At 70.3% G+C, this 15,513-nt stretch carries 15 protein-coding genes; 4 read left to right on the forward strand and 11 right to left on the reverse strand.

From position 1 onward, the window contains the following. Positions 1–5 precede the first annotated feature (5 nt). The 5 genes from LNW73_RS15975 to LNW73_RS15995 all read right to left on the reverse strand — a co-directional run bounded on the left by LNW73_RS15975 (position 6) and on the right by LNW73_RS15995 (position 3,985). Positions 6–1,538 (reverse strand): class E sortase, encoded by a 1,533-nt coding sequence (locus tag LNW73_RS15975; protein ID WP_250990354.1) that lies wholly within the window; start codon positions 1,536–1,538, stop codon positions 6–8. Continuing rightward, on the reverse strand, positions 1,535–2,173 hold the full coding sequence (locus LNW73_RS15980) for an aminodeoxychorismate/anthranilate synthase component II (protein ID WP_250976787.1): 639 nt from the start codon (positions 2,171–2,173) through the stop codon (positions 1,535–1,537). The genes LNW73_RS15975 and LNW73_RS15980 overlap by 4 nt, the downstream gene beginning before the upstream one ends. After that, complete coding sequence (locus LNW73_RS15985; RefSeq protein WP_250976786.1) at positions 2,170–2,382, reverse strand: hypothetical protein; 213 nt, start codon at positions 2,380–2,382, stop codon at positions 2,170–2,172. Before LNW73_RS15985 ends, LNW73_RS15980 begins: the two co-directional genes overlap by 4 nt. Before the next feature lie 61 nt (positions 2,383–2,443). Next, positions 2,444–3,160, reverse strand: coding sequence for a class E sortase (locus LNW73_RS15990; RefSeq protein ID WP_250990355.1), 717 nt, complete (start codon positions 3,158–3,160; stop codon positions 2,444–2,446). A 42-nt stretch (positions 3,161–3,202) separates the two neighbouring features. Then, positions 3,203–3,985, reverse strand: a complete 783-nt coding sequence (locus tag LNW73_RS15995) for a DUF881 domain-containing protein (RefSeq protein WP_250976784.1) — start codon at positions 3,983–3,985, stop codon at positions 3,203–3,205. Positions 3,986–4,125: 140 nt separating this feature from the next. Here LNW73_RS15995 and crgA point away from each other — a divergent pair, with 140 nt between their 5' ends. After that, positions 4,126–4,380: a cell division protein CrgA gene (gene crgA / locus LNW73_RS16000; protein ID WP_250976783.1), complete on the forward strand. Its 255-nt coding sequence runs from the start codon at positions 4,126–4,128 to the stop codon at positions 4,378–4,380. A gap of 265 nt (positions 4,381–4,645) precedes the next feature. On the opposite strand, the gene LNW73_RS16005 is transcribed toward crgA, so the two are convergent. Beyond that, positions 4,646–5,494 carry a rhomboid family intramembrane serine protease gene (locus LNW73_RS16005; RefSeq protein ID WP_138351192.1) on the reverse strand — a complete coding sequence of 283 codons (849 nt, stop codon included), beginning with the start codon at positions 5,492–5,494 and terminating at the stop codon, positions 4,646–4,648. A gap of 84 nt (positions 5,495–5,578) precedes the next feature. Further along, positions 5,579–6,112, reverse strand: coding sequence for a peptidylprolyl isomerase (locus tag LNW73_RS16010; RefSeq protein ID WP_250990356.1), 534 nt, complete (start codon positions 6,110–6,112; stop codon positions 5,579–5,581). Positions 6,113–6,374: 262 nt separating this feature from the next. On the opposite strand from LNW73_RS16010, the gene LNW73_RS16015 reads away from it, so the two are divergent. Further along, positions 6,375–7,109 carry a DUF5324 family protein gene (locus LNW73_RS16015; RefSeq protein ID WP_250976780.1) on the forward strand — a complete coding sequence of 245 codons (735 nt, stop codon included), beginning with the start codon at positions 6,375–6,377 and terminating at the stop codon, positions 7,107–7,109. Between the two features lie 130 nt (positions 7,110–7,239). Here the strand turns inward: LNW73_RS16015 and LNW73_RS16020 are convergent, their stop codons facing one another. The 4 genes from LNW73_RS16020 to LNW73_RS16035 all read right to left on the reverse strand — a co-directional run bounded on the left by LNW73_RS16020 (position 7,240) and on the right by LNW73_RS16035 (position 14,657). Then, positions 7,240–8,856 (reverse strand): MFS transporter, encoded by a 1,617-nt coding sequence (locus LNW73_RS16020; RefSeq protein ID WP_250990357.1) that lies wholly within the window; start codon positions 8,854–8,856, stop codon positions 7,240–7,242. Positions 8,857–8,902: 46 nt separating this feature from the next. Then, positions 8,903–12,289, reverse strand: coding sequence for a BTAD domain-containing putative transcriptional regulator (locus LNW73_RS16025; RefSeq protein WP_441349481.1), 3,387 nt, complete (start codon positions 12,287–12,289; stop codon positions 8,903–8,905). A 183-nt stretch (positions 12,290–12,472) separates the two neighbouring features. Continuing rightward, positions 12,473–13,840, reverse strand: coding sequence for a tyrosine-type recombinase/integrase (locus LNW73_RS16030; protein WP_250990359.1), 1,368 nt, complete (start codon positions 13,838–13,840; stop codon positions 12,473–12,475). 442 nt (positions 13,841–14,282) lie between these two features. Further along, positions 14,283–14,657 carry an XRE family transcriptional regulator gene (locus LNW73_RS16035; RefSeq protein WP_250990360.1) on the reverse strand — a complete coding sequence of 125 codons (375 nt, stop codon included), beginning with the start codon at positions 14,655–14,657 and terminating at the stop codon, positions 14,283–14,285. A gap of 269 nt (positions 14,658–14,926) precedes the next feature. On the opposite strand from LNW73_RS16035, the gene LNW73_RS16040 reads away from it, so the two are divergent. Continuing rightward, complete coding sequence (locus LNW73_RS16040; protein ID WP_250990361.1) at positions 14,927–15,232, forward strand: XRE family transcriptional regulator; 306 nt, start codon at positions 14,927–14,929, stop codon at positions 15,230–15,232. Beyond that, on the forward strand, positions 15,222–15,446 hold the full coding sequence (locus LNW73_RS16045; protein ID WP_250990362.1) for a terminase small subunit: 225 nt from the start codon (positions 15,222–15,224) through the stop codon (positions 15,444–15,446). The genes LNW73_RS16040 and LNW73_RS16045 overlap by 11 nt, the downstream gene beginning before the upstream one ends. Positions 15,447–15,513: the final 67 nt, after the last annotated feature.

Consider the following 15,513-nt stretch of genomic DNA (forward strand, 5'->3'; position numbering starts at 1 on the left):
GCCGGTCAGTCGGGCAGCGCGGCAGGTTTGCCCTGACTGCGCGGCCGTTCCTCGACCATCTTGCCCCAGACGATCATCCGGTAAGTGCTGGTGAACTCCGGGGTGCACGTGGTCAGGGTGATGTAGCGGCCCGGCTTGGTGAATCCGGAGCCCTGCGGGACCGGCTGGATGACCTTGACGTTCGAGGGAGACGTGCTCGGCAGCACGCTCGTCATCTCGTACGTGTAGTACGTGCTCTCGGTCTCGACCACGATCTTGTCGCCCGGCACCAGCTTGTTGATGTAGCGGAACGGTTCTCCATGGGTGTTGCGGTGGGCCGCGAGCGCGAAGTTGCCCTGCTTGTCCCACGGCATCGCCGTCTTCAGCGCACCCGTGTAGTGGCCGATCATGCCCTTGTCCAGGACGCTGTGCTTGGAGACGCCCTCGGCGATCGGCGCCTTCACATCCAGCTTGGGTATGTACATGATCGCGAAGCCCTGGCCGGGGGAGAAGGCGTCGGCCTTGCGGTCGTCGTTCTTCTTCGCGCTCGTGTCGTTGTTCCACTGGTTCTGCAGCGCGCTGGTCGCGCCGCTGGCCTGCTGATGGGCGCGGATGTTGGTCCACCAGAGCTGGTACGTCACGAAGAGCAGCATCAGCACACCGACCGAGATGAACACCTCGCCGATCACCCGGCTGAGGATCACCGCGGCGCTGTCCTTGGCCGCCCGCTCCGCGCGTCTGGCCTCCAGACGGGTCATGGGGACCGCCGGAGCCGCCGGAGCCGTCTGGGCGGGCTCGGAGGCCGTGGTGGCCCCGGCGACCGCCCGGCCCCTGGCACGGTGCCCAGCGCCCTGCTTGGCCGCTTTACGGCGCTCGGCACGGCCGCCGGGCGCCGGCGCACTCGTCGCGGGGGCGCCCGCCGCCGTGGCCGCGGTCTCGTCCGCGGCGCCGGTAGCGCCGGTCGCACCGGGCTCTTCCGTCCCGGCGGACTCGTCCGGCGTTCCGTCCGGGCGCACGGCCGGGAACTGCGCCGTCTCGCCGGGCACGCCCCTGCGCCGGACCCTGGGCGGCGTCGGCGTCGGCGTCGGCACGGGGGTGGGGGTGGACGTGGGTACCGGCGCGGGCGCGGACACGGCCGTCCCCGCGTCGTAACCGCTGTCGTACCCGCCCTCGTACGTCGTGCCGTATCCCTCGTCGTACGCGGCGGGCGCCGTGTCGTACGCGGGCGGCGGCGCGCTCGCCTGGTGCTCCGGCGCTACGGGCGTCTGCTGAGGCACCTGCTGGGACGCCGGCTGCGGCATCTCGTGCGGGCGGAACCAGGGGGAGCCGATGACCTCCTGGCCGGCGTCGGAGGCGCCGGAAACGTCGGCAGATGCCGGTGGTGCGGGTGTTGACGGTGATGCGGGTGTGGGAGGGGGTTCCGCCGCTTCGGGCGCCGGCCGAAGCGGCCCGCGACCCGGAAGGGGGTCGCTGAGCGGGTCCGCGAGCTGTCCGACCGCCACCGCGAACTGCCCCGTGTCCTCGTAGGACGGGGGCTCGTCCGGGCGGGTCCCGGTCACGCCCCGGCCCTGCCGACCACGGGCGCCAGTCCCGTCGAACGGTCGGGGGCGCCTTCGTCTCCGCACGCCACCAGCCAGTTGGCGAGCATCAGATGGCCCCATTCGGTGAGGACCGACTCGGGGTGGAACTGAACGCCCTCGACGGCCGCGTCCCGGTGCCGCAGCCCCATGATGATGCCGCTGTCCGTCCAGGCCGTGACCTCGAACTCCGGTGGCACGGTGTCCCGTTCGACCGCCAGCGAGTGGTAACGCGTCGCGGTGAAGGGCGACGGCAGCCCGGCGAACACCCCGGTGCCGGTGTGCGTCACGGCCGAGGTCTTGCCGTGCAGCAGCTCGGGCGCCCGGCCGACCACGCCGCCGTAGGCGACGGCCATGGACTGCAGGCCCAGGCAGACGCCGAAGACCGGCACCCCGGTCTCCGCGCAGTGCCGGACCATGTCGATACAGACCCCGGCCTGCTCCGGCGCGCCGGGCCCGGGGGAGAGCAGCACCCCGTCGAAGCCGTCCTGCGCGTGCGCGAGCTCGACCTCGTCGTTGCGCAGCACCTCGCACTCGGCGCCGAGCTGGTAGAGGTACTGGACCAGGTTGAAGACGAAGCTGTCGTAGTTGTCCACCACGAGGATGCGAGCGGTCATCGGACGGCGGCCATCCCGTTCGTCGCGTTCATACCGCTCGTCGCGTTCATACCGTTGTCCACGGTCACGTCGTTGAACGGCAGCAGCGGTTCGGCCCACGGGAAGACGTACTGGAACAGGACGTACACGACAGCCAGTGCGAGCACGAGCGAGATCAGCGCTCTGAGCCACACGTTGCCCGGCAGATGCCGCCAGATCCAGCCGTACATGCGGTGCCTTCCTTCCCGGTTCCCCGGAACAGAGTAAGGGGAGATCGGCGGGACCGGTGGCCTACCCGGACAAACCCTTCGGCTCGCCCTGCCCGGCCGGGCTCACCGTCTCCAGGTGCGCCCAGGCGATCAGCCGGTGGCTGTGGCCCCACTCGGGGTCGCAGGTCGTCAGCGTCAGATAGCGGCCCGGCGCGGTCCAGCCGGACTCCCTCGGCACCGGGTCGATGACGCCGACGTCGGTGGGGACGGTACGGAAGGGGTCGCGGTCCAGGACGTACGTGTACCAGGACGTGCCGTCGAAGAGGTAGACGCGGTCGCCCTTGCGCAGCTTGGGGAAGTCCTTGAAGGGGTCGCCGTAGGTGCGCCGGTGGCCGGCCACCGAGAAGTTGCCGGTCTCCCCGAGCCGCGCGGTGCCCGTGTAGTGCCCCAGCCCCTTCTTCAGCACGCCGGTGCCGGTGCCCTGCAGGACGGGCTTGTGCCAGCCGGAGCCGAGCCGTGGGATGTACATGACGGCGAACGACGTGCCGTTCCGGTACGGCGCCGGGGCGGGCGGGGCGGCGGACGGCGTGCCGCTGGTCGCGGTCGGGGCGGGGGTGGGTTCCGCGGGGGCCAGGGAGCCGGTGGCCCAGGTGTTCTGCAGCCGGTCGAGCTCGCCGTTCATCGCGCTGTCCGCGCGCACACCGGTCCAGAACAGGAGGTAGACGACGAAGAGCACGATCAACGCACCCGCGGTGACGCACAGTTCGCTCAGCGTCCGCACCACCAGCCGGATCGTCATCGGCGCCCCCGCCCCCTCGCCCGCCGCCGGTCGCGAATCCGGTCAGGAGACGGGCTTCGCGTAGTGGAGATCCACTGTGCCGGAGTAGCCGGGAAGAGTCACCCGGTTGTCCGCCTCCACTTTCCAGCCGAGCCCGTAGGCGTTGACGTACTGGAGGTAGTTCTGGATGGTCGCGTTCCGGTCGATGGCGGCGCGCAGCTTCTTCTGGTCACCCACAGCGGTGATTCTGTACGGCGGGGAGTAGACGCGGCCCTGCAGGATCAGGGTGTTGCCGACGCAGCGGACCGCGCTGGTGGAGATCAGCCGCTGGTCCATGACCCGGATGCCCTCGGCCCCGCCCTCCCACAGCGCGTTGACCACGGCCTGCAGGTCCTGCTGGTGGATGACCAGGTCGTTGGGCGCCGGGTCGGGCACGCCGGGGACGAGCGCGGTGGCGTTCGGCGGGGCGTCGTTGAGGGTGACGTTCAGCGCCGGTCCGGTCAGCGCCTTCGTGCCGGCTTCCTCTTCGAGCAGATCGAGCTGCTTGCGGTTCGCGTCGGTGGCGCCGACGCCCTGCCGGGTGAGGGTGTCGACATCGTTCCGGACCGCGGTGAGCTGCTTCTCCAGCTCCTGGTTCCGGCTGCTCTGCTTGCGCACGTTGTCCGAGAGCTTGGGCAGCGGGTCGTCGCTGCGGATGTTGACGCCCTTGGCCGTGTCGAAGCTCATCCAGAAGATCAGTCCGGCCAGCGCGAAGACTCCCGCACTGAGCGTCCGCAGTACTACGGTGCGGGTGGAAGGACGAGCGGGAGAAGGACGGGAGGGGGGCGCGTCGCCGGAATCGGTCACCGTACCCTTGTCTCCTTCACACCCGAGGAAGCACTACGCTAACGGACGCCCGTCCGCGGTGGTGCCCCCACCCGCCCGGCCAGCCTCACATCCCCGACATCCCCGCGCGGTTACGCAGCGCATCGACAGGAGAGTTCCTCGTGCCGAAGTCACGGATCCGCAAGAAGGCCGACTTCACTCCGCCGCCGGAGAAGACGCAGTCGATAAAGCTCAAGTCCGGCTTCAACTGGGTCGCGCCTCTGATGCTGGCGTTCTTCGTCATCGGTCTGGCCTGGATCGTCCTCTTCTACGTCACGCAGGGCAGCCTGCCGATCGACGCGCTGGGGAACTGGAACATCGTGGTGGGCTTCGGCTTCATCGCGGGCGGATTCGTGGTCTCCACGCAGTGGAAGTAGCCGGCTCCCGAGCTGGCCCGGACGGTTCTCCCCAGAGTTGTCCACACGGTTATCCACAGTGGGGAAAAGGTCGGAAGATCTGTGGATAACCTCTACGAGGTTGACGCCGGTGTGACCGGTGGCCGATGTGTCGGCCACCGGTCTTTCGTTGATCTTGCAGGGAAAACACGATGCGGTGGCCGCACGCACACACGTTCCCCACAGGGTGCACAGGATCGGGTACTCGTTGTGGATAACGTCTGATCAACGCCAGTGGTAACGCCCTTCAGGCGGTGATCTGAGCCACGGCGATCCAGCTGGCCACGAGGGTGGCCGCCAGCACCGCCGCACAGGTCCCCCACTGCACCAGATCGCGCCGCTCGCGTGGTGCGTACGCCATCCCGATCGCGATCACCGTGCCGGCCGCGAGGCCGCCGAGGTGGCCCTGCCAGCTGACGTTCGACCAGGTGAAACTGAAGAACAGGTTCAGCCCGAGCAGGATCAGGATCGGCCGCATGTCCATCCGGCTGCGCCGCATGAAGACGGCGGTGGCCCCGAAGAGGCCGAAGATCGCCCCGGAGGCCCCCAGCGCGCCCGGGTACGGGGCGAGCAGCAGCACCAGAGCACTGCCGCCGAGCCCCGAGATCAGATACAGCGCCAGATAGCGGGCCCGGCCGAGCGTGGCCTCCAGCGGTGCGCCGATCCACCACAGCGTCAGCATGTTGAAGCCGATGTGCCAGTACTCCTGGTGCGCGAAGACCGAGCTGATCAGCCGGTACCACTGGTCGGGGCCCTCGGAGACGCCGATGCAGTACTGCCGCACGACGGGGTCGCAGTACGCGTACAGCGACAGGTCGCCGGCGAGCCGGTCGCCGAGCGCCTGCACCAGCACGAAGACCGCCAGGTTCAGCCCGATGAGGATCTTCGTGACCAGGTGCGGGTCGGCGGCCACCGTGCCGCCCACGACCGTACGCGGCGCGGGCGTCGTCCGCCGGGCCTCGCCCAGGCACTCCGGGCACTGGAAGCCCACCGAGGCGCTGACCATGCATTCCGGGCAGATCGGCCGTTCGCAACGGGTGCAGCGGATGCCGGTCTCGCGATCGGGGTGCCGGTAGCAGCAGACCGCCTGGTCCATGAGGTCCTCTTCCTGGGGACGCGCGTCGCCCTGCCCCTCCATACGGACGGGCAGGGCGCAGTGTTCCCGAAGAGTACGGCGCGATCAGCCCTCGCGGGTCTCGATCGCGACCGACTCGATGACGACGTCCTGCACCGGGCGGTCGGTGCGCGGGTTGGTCGGGGTGGCGATGATCGCGTCCACGACCTTCTGGCTGGCCACATCGGTGACCTCGCCGAAGATGCTGTGCTTGCGGGTCAGCCACGTGGTCGGGGAGACGGTGATGAAGAACTGCGAGCCGTTGGTGCCCGGGCCCGCGTTGGCCATCGCCAGCAGGTAGGGCTTGTCGAACCCGAGGTCGGGGTGGAACTCGTCCGCGAACTCGTAGCCGGGACCGCCGGTGCCGTTGCCCAGCGGGTCGCCGCCCTGGATCATGAAGCCGGTGATCACACGGTGGAAGACCGTGCCGTCGTACAGCTTCGCGTTGGTCGGCTTGCCGGTCTTCGGGTCGGTCCACTCACGCGTGCCCTCGGCGAGCTCGACGAAGTTCTTCACGGTCTTCGGTGCGTGGTTCGGCAGGAGCCGGACCTCGATGTCCCCGTGGTTGGTCTTCAGGGTCGCATAGAGCTGCTCGGCCACGATCTACCTTCCATAGTCTTCGCTGACAGGGACAAATCCTTGCACGGACGAGGAGTGGCCGTCGGCTTCCCCGGCTCTGTCGCGTACCGGCGCGCATCTCTATCGCGTACCGGCGCGCATCGTGGCATCGTCGGTGGAAGCTCTCCGTGTGTCCCGCCTTGACCCATATGCCCGGTCGCACATGCCGGACCGGCCGTAAACAGGCATGATTTCAAATCGGGTGGATAGGCGAAAACCGTACGCCACCGAGGAGGAGGTTCCTGTGACCCGCATCGACAGCGTGCGCAACGCAGCCGGGCAGACCAAGGACAGCATGCAGCACGCCGCTGAGGTGGTCGCTCCATACGCCGTCACCGCCAAGGACAGCGCCGCGCACTACGCGGACGAGGCAAAGATCTGGCTGACGCCCCGAGTGGCGACCGCCGCGCAGAAGGCACATGCCGCACTACCGCCCAAGGTCGCTTCGGCCGTGGACACCGCGGCCGTCAAGGCCGCGCTGACCGCGCGCCAGGCCAACGAGTACGCGGCCCCCCGGGTCGGACACGCGGTGGAGGTCACCCGTGCCGCCGCGGGCCCCGCCCGTGACGAGGCCGTGGCACGTGGCGCGGCCGCCCTGGCCGCACTGCAGGGCAGGGTGTCCATCGCCGAGATCGACAAGCTGGGCCGGCAGCACCGGCGCCGGGCCAAGGCGGGCAAGGCGTTCAAGCGCCTTGTGGTGCTCGGCGTGATCAGCGGGGCCGGTTTCGCCGCGTGGAAGTGGTGGAGCAAGCAGACCAACCCGGACTGGCTGGTCGAGCCCGCTCCGCCGACCGAGGTCGCGGACCGTGCCACGCTCAACGGCAGCGGCCCGACCCTCGTCGGCATGGACCGTACGGACAAGGCCGACCCGCTCGACAAGGTCGACGGCTCGCCCGTCGAGCCCCTGGACCCCGAGGTGCAGGCGAAGCAGGCCGAGGCGGACCGGATCGAACGCCCGGACCACGGCGACGAATCCTGACCTTGCCCCACCCCTGATCCCGGGCCACCGGGGTCCTGGACCTCCTATCGATACAGCGCGTACGCACCTCATGGCGGAGGGCGGGAGACCGGTAGGGTCTCCCGCCCTCCGCCATGTGCGGGGATCCGGGTCAGCTGCCGACCAGTTCCCTGGCGCCGTCCGTCCCGTCGGCCGTCGCGCCGTCCTTCTCGTCGGCAGGTTCGTCGATCACCGCCGGGACGCCCCGCAGGGTGCAGAACGCGATGACGGCCGCGACGGCGATCAGGCCGGCGCCCGCCAGGGTCGTGACGTGCATGCTGTGGGTGAAGGCCTGGCTCGCCGTCTCGGCGACCTGCCGCCCCATCGGGCCGGACAGCTGCGCGCCGGGCCCGACCGCTCCGCCGACCGATTCCCTGGCGGCCTGGGCCGCACCGGCCGGAATGCCCGCCGGCAGGTCGAGACCGCCGCGGTAGACACCGGTCAGTACCGAGCCGAGGACCGCGATGCCCAGCGCCCCGCCGAGCTCCATCGCCGTCTCGGAGATCGCCGCCGCGGCGCCCGACCGCTCCTTCGGCACGCTCGCCATCGCCGTGTCGAAGGTGACGGTGAACGTCAGCGTGATGCCCGCACCGTTGACGATCAGGGCGGGCAGCAGCAGCCAGTAGCTGGAGTCCGGGGTGACCAGGCCGAGACCGACCATGCTGACCGACATCAGGACCAGGCCCAGCGCCACCACCTTGGCCCGGCCGATCCGCGGTACCAGGGCGGAGGACAGCGGCGCGGCGAAGGCGGCGGACAGCGGGCCGGGGAGCAGCGCCAGGCCCGCCATCAGCGGGGACCAGCCGCGGACGGCCTGGAAGTAGAGCGAGAAGGCCAGCGAGAGCGAGGCCGAGGCGAAGATCGCGACCAGGTTGGCGCTGACGGAGCCGGTGAAGGCCGGGTTGCGGAAGAGCCTGATGTCCAGCAGCGGTGAGGCGATACGGGTCTGACGCCGGAGGAAGACGATCAGGCAGCCGGCCCCGATCGCGGCGGCGATCCACACCGACGGCTCGTGCACACCGTCACGGGCGGCCGTCTTGATGGCGAAGATGACACCCAGCAGCCCGGCGATCGAGAGCGGGACGCTGATCCAGTCCAGCCGTCCCGGGTCGGGGTTGCGGGACTCGGGGAGCACGATCGCACCGGCGATCACGACCGCCAGCAGGACCGGGACGTTGATCAGGAAGACCGAACCCCACCAGAAGTGGTCCAGCAGCGCGCCGCCGACGACCGGGCCGAGCGCGAAGCTGCCCGCCCCGACGCCGCCGGAGATGCCCACGGCCGTGGTGCGCTCGCGGGGGTCGGTGAACACGTTGCGGACGATCGACAGCGTCGACGGCATGATCGTCGCGCCGGCCACCCCCAGCAGCGCACGGGCGCCGATGAGCATCTCCGGGCTGGTGGCGTACGCGGTGAGGACCGAGGCCACCCCGAAGGCGCCGGCGCCCAGCAGCAGCAGCTTCTTACGGCCTATCCGGTCACCGAGGTTCCCCATCACCACCAGCAGGCCGCCGAGGGCGAACCCGTAGATGTCCGCTATCCACAGGATCTCGGTGCCCGACGGCTTCAGGTCGGTGACGAGCGAGGGGATCGCGTAGTTGAGCACGCTGGTGTCGATACCGAGCAGCGCCGCGGCCACACAGCAGATCGCCAGTACCGCCCAACGCCGGGGGTCCGAGGGAGTCGTGGAGCTCTGCGCACGCTGCGCCGTCTGCTGATTCTTCGTCATGCCGGTGACTGTGTCAGAGCGTTCTGACCGGTCACTGACCGTTCGCTTACCGCGCAGCGTCGAAGTCGGTCAGCGCCTCGACCGTCTGTTCACGGGAGAGCGCGACACCGCGGGCGTGCGCCGCGGCGAAGGCCGTTTCGCCGAGCGCGGCGCGGGCGGCGGCGCCGGCCCGGGCGGTGTCCCGGTCGGGCGGTACCTCGGCGCCGCGCAGCGTCCGGGCGACGCCCAGCAGCAGCGCGGCCCGCTCCGGTCCGCCGTCCAGCAGCGCCAGGCCGGCCAGCGCCTCGGCGAAGCTCGCCGCGACCGGGCCGTTGCGGCTCACCAACTCGCCCACGGGGACCTGGCGGTAGTAGCCGCGGGCCCGTTCCGGGTCCTCCTCGGCCTCGGCGATCCTGGCCAGCCCGATCAGGATCAGCGAACGGTTCATGTCGAGACCGGCCCACCCGGTGCCGCTCTCGCCGAGGGCCAGCTCGCACAGCGCGCGGGCCTCGGCCAGCTCACCGCGCGCCCGGGCGACCTCGCCCAGGCCCAGGTGGGCCAGCGCCGTGCAGTCGGGCGCACCGGCCCGGCCGGACAGCTCGACCACCCGCTCGTAGTCGGCGCGGGCCGCCTCGGTGTCTCCGTCGCGGGCGCTGCGTTCGGCCCGCCGGCACAGCAGTTGCGCCATGTCCTCGATGGCTCCGAGCGGCTCGACATAGCCGAGCGCCTCGTCGGTCAGCGCCGCGGCGCGCTCGTGGTCGCCCTGCCAGTCGGCGAGCTGCGCCAGGACGTCCAGCGCGTTGGCCATCGCCCAGCGGTCGCCGAGTACCCGGAAGGCGGCCAGCCCGGCGGTGAACTCCCGCTCCGCGAGGGCGGTGTCGCCCCGCACCATCCAGTGCGCGTAGCCCTGCCCCAGATGCAGCAGCGCCACGGTCCAGGGGTCACGGCCCGGCTCGTCCAGGGTGAGCGCGATCAGCTCGGCGGCGTCGGCGGTGGGCGCGCCCATGGCCATCGCCCAGATGACGGTGAGGCTGGGGAAGCGCTGCGGAATGTAGTCGAGGGAGGCCATGACCGCGTCGGCGGCCGCCGTGTGCGCGCCCAGCTCACGGTTGTCGGAGACGCCGTTGGCCGCGGCGAGCACGCACAGCACGTACTCCTCGTCGAGCCCATCCGGCGCCTGCGGCCCGATGATGTCCAGCAGCTCGCGGGCGGGCCCGGCGCCCTCCAGCCGCACGCCGCGCAGCAGCCAGTACGTGGACAGCGGGGCCAGCAGCCGCAGCGCCGTCGCGGCGTCGCCGTCCTCCACCCGGCGGCGCAGCGCGGTGTGCAGGTTGTCCTGGTCGGCGGAGAGCCGCCGCAGCCAGTCGAGCTGTTCCGCGCGCCGCAGATGGGGCTCCGCCGCGGCGGCCACACCGAGGAAGTACCGGGCGTGGGCGCGGCGCAGGGCCACGGTCTCGCCGGCCTCCGCGAGCCGCTCGGCACCGTAGGCGCGGATCGTCTCCAGCATCCGGTAGCGGACCCCGTCGGCGCCCTCGGGACGGTGGGCGACGACCAGGGACTTGTCGACGAGCGAGTCGATCAGATCGAGCACGTCGAACGCGTCGACCCCGGCCTCCCGCGTCCCGCCGCCGTCCGCCGTGTCGTCCCCCGTCACGTCCTCGTCCGCGGCGCGGTCCGCACAGACGGCCTCGACCGCCTCCAGTGTCCAGCCGCCGGCGAAGACCGAGACCCGGCGCAGGACGGCCCGTTCGGCCTCCGTGAGCAGATCCCAGCTCCAGTCGACGACCCCGCGCAGTGTCTTCTGGCGGGGCTGGGCGGTCCGGCTGCCGCGCGACAGCAGACGGAACCGTTCGTCGGGCCGGATCCCGGGCCCGTACTCGCTCTGCTCCGGCGCCGCGGAGAGCACGCCGAGCCGGGAGGCGATCTCGGACGCGGACATCGAACGCAGCCGGGCGGCGGCCAGCTCGATGGCCAGCGGCAGTCCGTCGAGCGCCGTGCACACCCGCAGGACGGCATCGAGATCGGCGGCCAGCTCGAACTCGGGCTGCACGGCGACGGCCCGTTCGGTGAACAGCCGCACCGCGGGGAACGCCAGCGCACCGACATGATCCGTGCCGGGCGGCGGCAGCCGCAGCGGGGGGATCGGGCAGAGCGTCTCGCCGGGGATCCCCAGCGGTTCACGGGTGGTGGCCAGCACCCGCAGCTGTCCGCAGTCCCCGAGCAGCCGGCCGACGATCTTGGCGATCTCGCCGACGACGTGCTCGCAGTTGTCCAGCACGAGCAGCAGCGGGCGGTCGGCCAGAGCCGCGGTGACCCGGTCGACCGGATCGGGCGCCGGACCGGCACCGGGCATCACCCCGGCCTCGCGCAGTCCGAGCGCGCCCTGGATCGCGTGCGGTACCTCGGCGGCATCGGTGAGGCCGGCGAGCTCGACGAAACAGGCTTCGCCGCCGTACCGGCCGGCCGCCTCGATCGCGATCCGGGTCTTGCCCGCACCGCCCGGGCCGATGAGGGTGACGAGCCGCCCTTCGGACAGCTGGGCCCCGATCCGGTCCAGCTCCTCGTCGCGGCCGACGAAGCTGGTGAGCTGCGTGGGCAGCACGAACCGCGGTCGGGCCGGCGCGGAGGCCGTCGCCGAGGCGGCCGGCATGGTCGTCGCGTTCTTCGTGGGCGTCGTGGGCGATGTTCCACGTGGAACATGCGCGTGCGCTACGGGCGTCAGCCCCGGATCCCCGCGCAGCACCGCCAGGTGAACGGCGGCCAGTTCCGGTCCCGGGTCCGCCCCCAGCGTGTCGGCGAGCTCGCCGCGAGCCGCCTCGTACGCCTCCAGCGCCTCGCTCTGCCGTCCACTGCCGTACAGCGCCCGCATCAGCTGTCCGCGCAGCCGCTCACGCAACGGATGCGCGTCGACGAGCTCCCGCAGCCCGGCGACCAGCTCCCGGTGCCCGCCGAGCGCGAGTTCGGCCTCCATCCGGTCCTCGGCGGCCGAGACCCGCAGCTCCTCCAGCCGTGTCACCTGCACCTGCGCGAACGGAGCGCCGTCCACATCGGCCAGCGCCGGCCCGCGCCACAGCTCCAGCGCCTCCCGCAGCAGGACGGCGGCACGCGCGGGGTCGCCCGCTGCCAGCGCGTCACGGCCCTCCGCGCTGAGCCGCTGGAAACGGTGCGAGTCGACGTCGTCGGGGTCGATCGCGAGCCGGTAGCCCGCCGGATGGAACTCGATCTTCTGCGGCAGCACCTGGCGCAGCCGGGACACCTGCGACTGGAGGGCGTTCGCGACCCCGGCCGGCGGATCCTCCCCGTACAGGCCGTCGATCAGCCGTTCGGGCGTCACCACCCGGCCCGCGTCGAGCAACAGCAGCGCCAGCAGCGCCCGGCGCCGCGGCCCACCCAGCGCGACCGCGCTGCCGTCCGCGTTCCAGACCTGCGTCGCGCCAAGGATGCCGAACATCACGCCGCCGATTGTGCAGCACCGGATGGTGATCCGATACGCAAATCAGCGCGGGACCGCTGACGGTCCCGCGCTGATCAACACTGTGGAGCCTAGGAGATTCGAACTCCTGACATCTGCCTTGCAAAGTCACGTATGCACACACCCTAGATCACCCGAGACTTTCCGAGTCCCTCCGAGCGCTGGTCACACGGCAGTTGCCTCGTCCGGGCCGGAATCTCCGAGAGCCTCCGAGAGCCTCCGTGGGGGGATTGTGGATCCTTTGTGGACTCCGGCCCCCGTCGTGTCACCAGAGGGCACGACACGCAGCTTGACGCCCGGCGTGAGGGCGTTCCGCGCGGTGCCCAACGCCTCGTCGCTGCCGTGCGTGTAGAGCCACGTCGTACGCCCGCCGCGCTCCTGACCGAGGAACAGCTGAACATCCACTTCCGGGATGCCGGCCGCGTGCAGGCGAGACGCGACGCCGTGCCGGTAGTCGTGCACCCGTGGCCACCACTCGTTGCGGCCCGTCTCCGGATTCTTGACCAGCCGTGCAACCCCGGCCGCCTTGATCGCGGGGATCCAGACGCGCCGGAAGTTGTTCCGGTTCAGCACCCCGCCGAGTGGGCCGCGGAGCACCAGCTCCTCGGGAACCATGTCGGTTCCGTCGCCGATCTCGGTCACAGTCGCCTTCGGTGCCCACCGGTCGAGCATCGCCTTGAGCGCGTCGAGCGCCTTCGGCGTGAGCGGCACCGTCCGCAGGCCGGCCGCTGACTTCGGGATGGCCTGGCGCCGCAGTTTGCCGTGATCGTCGATGACCACTTCCCTTACATAGACAAGGCCCGCGTCGAGGTCGACATTGCACATGCGCAGCGCGGTGTACTCACCCCACCGCATGCCCGTGTCTTGGGCGAAGTCAGCGATGACTCGGTAGTACACCGGCAGCTCGCGACGGATCGCCTCGTACTGCTCCAGCGTGGGCGGCTTGAGGTCATCGGGGTGCTTCGGCACCACCGTTGCAGTGACCTCGACGTCGGCGGCCGGGTTGCCCTGGAGCCGGCCGTCGCGCACCGCGTCGCGGAGGAAGTGCCGCATCAGCTCCAGCACCTTCGTCTGTGTCGCGTGCCCCTTGACCTCGTTCGTCAGCCAGTTCTGGAGCGCGAGGTACTGGATGCCGTTGAGAGGCGTGGTCCCCCACCGCTTGTTGATGTGCGCGTTCCACGATGAGAGCTTGCGGTTCCGGGTGGTCGTCTTGCCCTTCTTCTCCTGCGTCGGCCACCACTCCTCCCACCACGCCGAGACGAGGATCTCCCCGCGCTTCGGATCGTGGTACTTGCGCTGCCGTACGGCGGTGCGGACCTCATCGAGGAACGCGTCCGCGTCCCCCTTCTTGTCAAAGTTGCGGGACTTCTGCTCGCCCGCCGGGTTCCGGTACCGGGCCTGCCAGGAACCGAGGCAGTCGCGCCGTGCCTTGCGCGCGCCGTGCTGCTCGGGTGGGTACTCGACCTTGCACAGCGGGCAGCCGCACGTCTTGCTGCGGATCTGCCGCGGATTGTTGGACGCTCTACGCGCCACTAGTGATCACCTCACTCTGTCGCTGAGCGGGGATCCGGCCGCGCCAGATGTGCACGGCCTCCCCGCACCAGCAGACTGCACCGCTCTCGCCCTGCTGCGCGCCGAGTTCGTCGAGGACGGCCCGAACGGCAACGAGGGTGCGGTCAGGCGAGAGGCCGACTGGTACTACGACGACGCGCCGCGAAGCGTCGTACGGAACCGTGATCGAGTCGGCGAACTTGACGCGGACGCACATGCGCAACACTCCCCGTGGGCAGGCAGCTGGAGTTCATACCAGCCGCGGGGGAGGGCGTCGGCCGTGTCACCGACCGTACCCCCGTATGACTGATTCTGCGACCATAGTTGCGCGTGTTGTTGAACCGTCATGCACGGAGTGTGACCAGGGCCTTTTAACTGAGACTCGCGTGAACCGGGAATGGTTGCACTGCGGCAACGGACATTCTCAGGTGGCGCGGTTCGCCTCATTGAGGGCGCGCAACTGCGTCTCGGTGAACTCCTGTTGCTCGGCGGTAAGGCCGGCGAACAGGTCGAGCAGTCGCTTCGTGGCGTCCGCGTCGAGGGGGCCCGGCGCCTTGCGCTTGGCCGCAGCGGAGATCTCTTCGAGGGTGAACCGAGGGAACGTCTCATGGATCTTGAGGAGCGTCGCCGTGGCGGGGCCGCGTGCTGTGCCGCGCTTCCGCTGGACCCACATGTTGACCGTGGAATGGTGGACGCCAAGTCTGCGCGCGACCTCGCTCTCGTTCACCTCGTAGGTGTCCATGATGCGAGTGATCAGCTGCGCGAAGTCCTCGCCTGCGGGCTCCTGCTGGTTATCCACATGCGTAAGACTGCCGATGTCTTCTACTTTTCGCAAGCGAAAGTAGAAGCGTGGCGAGTTCTCGTACCCGCGCGTAGCGCTCCGGTCGCACCCCGGCTCACGCCGTTGCTCGCACCATCATAGAACGCGCGTTCGAAATACGAGGCGACTCGAAGAAACCCGGAAACTCTCGGAGCGTTTACCTTGACGCTGTTGCGACTGTGACTGTAGAAATGTCGCAACGGCGCTAATCGAGGCCGCCACACCAACAACGGCACCGAGGTCTCCACATGACCAACCTGTTCCGCAAGGGCGACGGCGAGCCAATCCGCAAAGCGATGCGAGCGGCGAAGCTCTCCGGACCCCGACTGGCCGCAGCAACCCGAGTGGTCGATCCCGAAGGCAAGGGGCTCAGCGCCGCAGCCATCGGGCGCATCACCGGGAAGGGCCAGACAGCACAGGAGGGATGCCGGCTCCGGAGCGCGTGGCTGGTAGCCGACGCACTCGACGAGCCGCTCCAACACCTCTTCAGCCGTACACCCATGACCTCAGGTTCGACTTCGACAGTAGAAAGGTCAAGGACCGATGCCGACTAAGGCCGAGCGAGTAACCCCCCTGCCCCCCGGTCTCCTGCCCCTCGTCAGCCAGCCGCAGCTGGAGACCTACTACGGCGTGTCCGACTGGACCGTCCTCAAGTGGATCAAAGACGGGATGCCCGTCGAGCCGTACGTCGGCGGCGGGCGGCGCTTCGACCTCGCCCTCGTCAAGGAATGGCACGCCGAGCGCACGCAGCTCGCGGCAACCGCCTGATCCACCGAAACGGGGCCGCCCGGACCGGGCCTGGTCCGACAGCAGCCCCTCGGCACAGCAGCACCAC

Origin of the sequence: Streptomyces sp. RKAG337 (genome assembly GCF_023701715.1) — a bacterium.
In the GTDB taxonomy this organism is placed as follows: domain Bacteria; phylum Actinomycetota; class Actinomycetes; order Streptomycetales; family Streptomycetaceae; genus Actinacidiphila.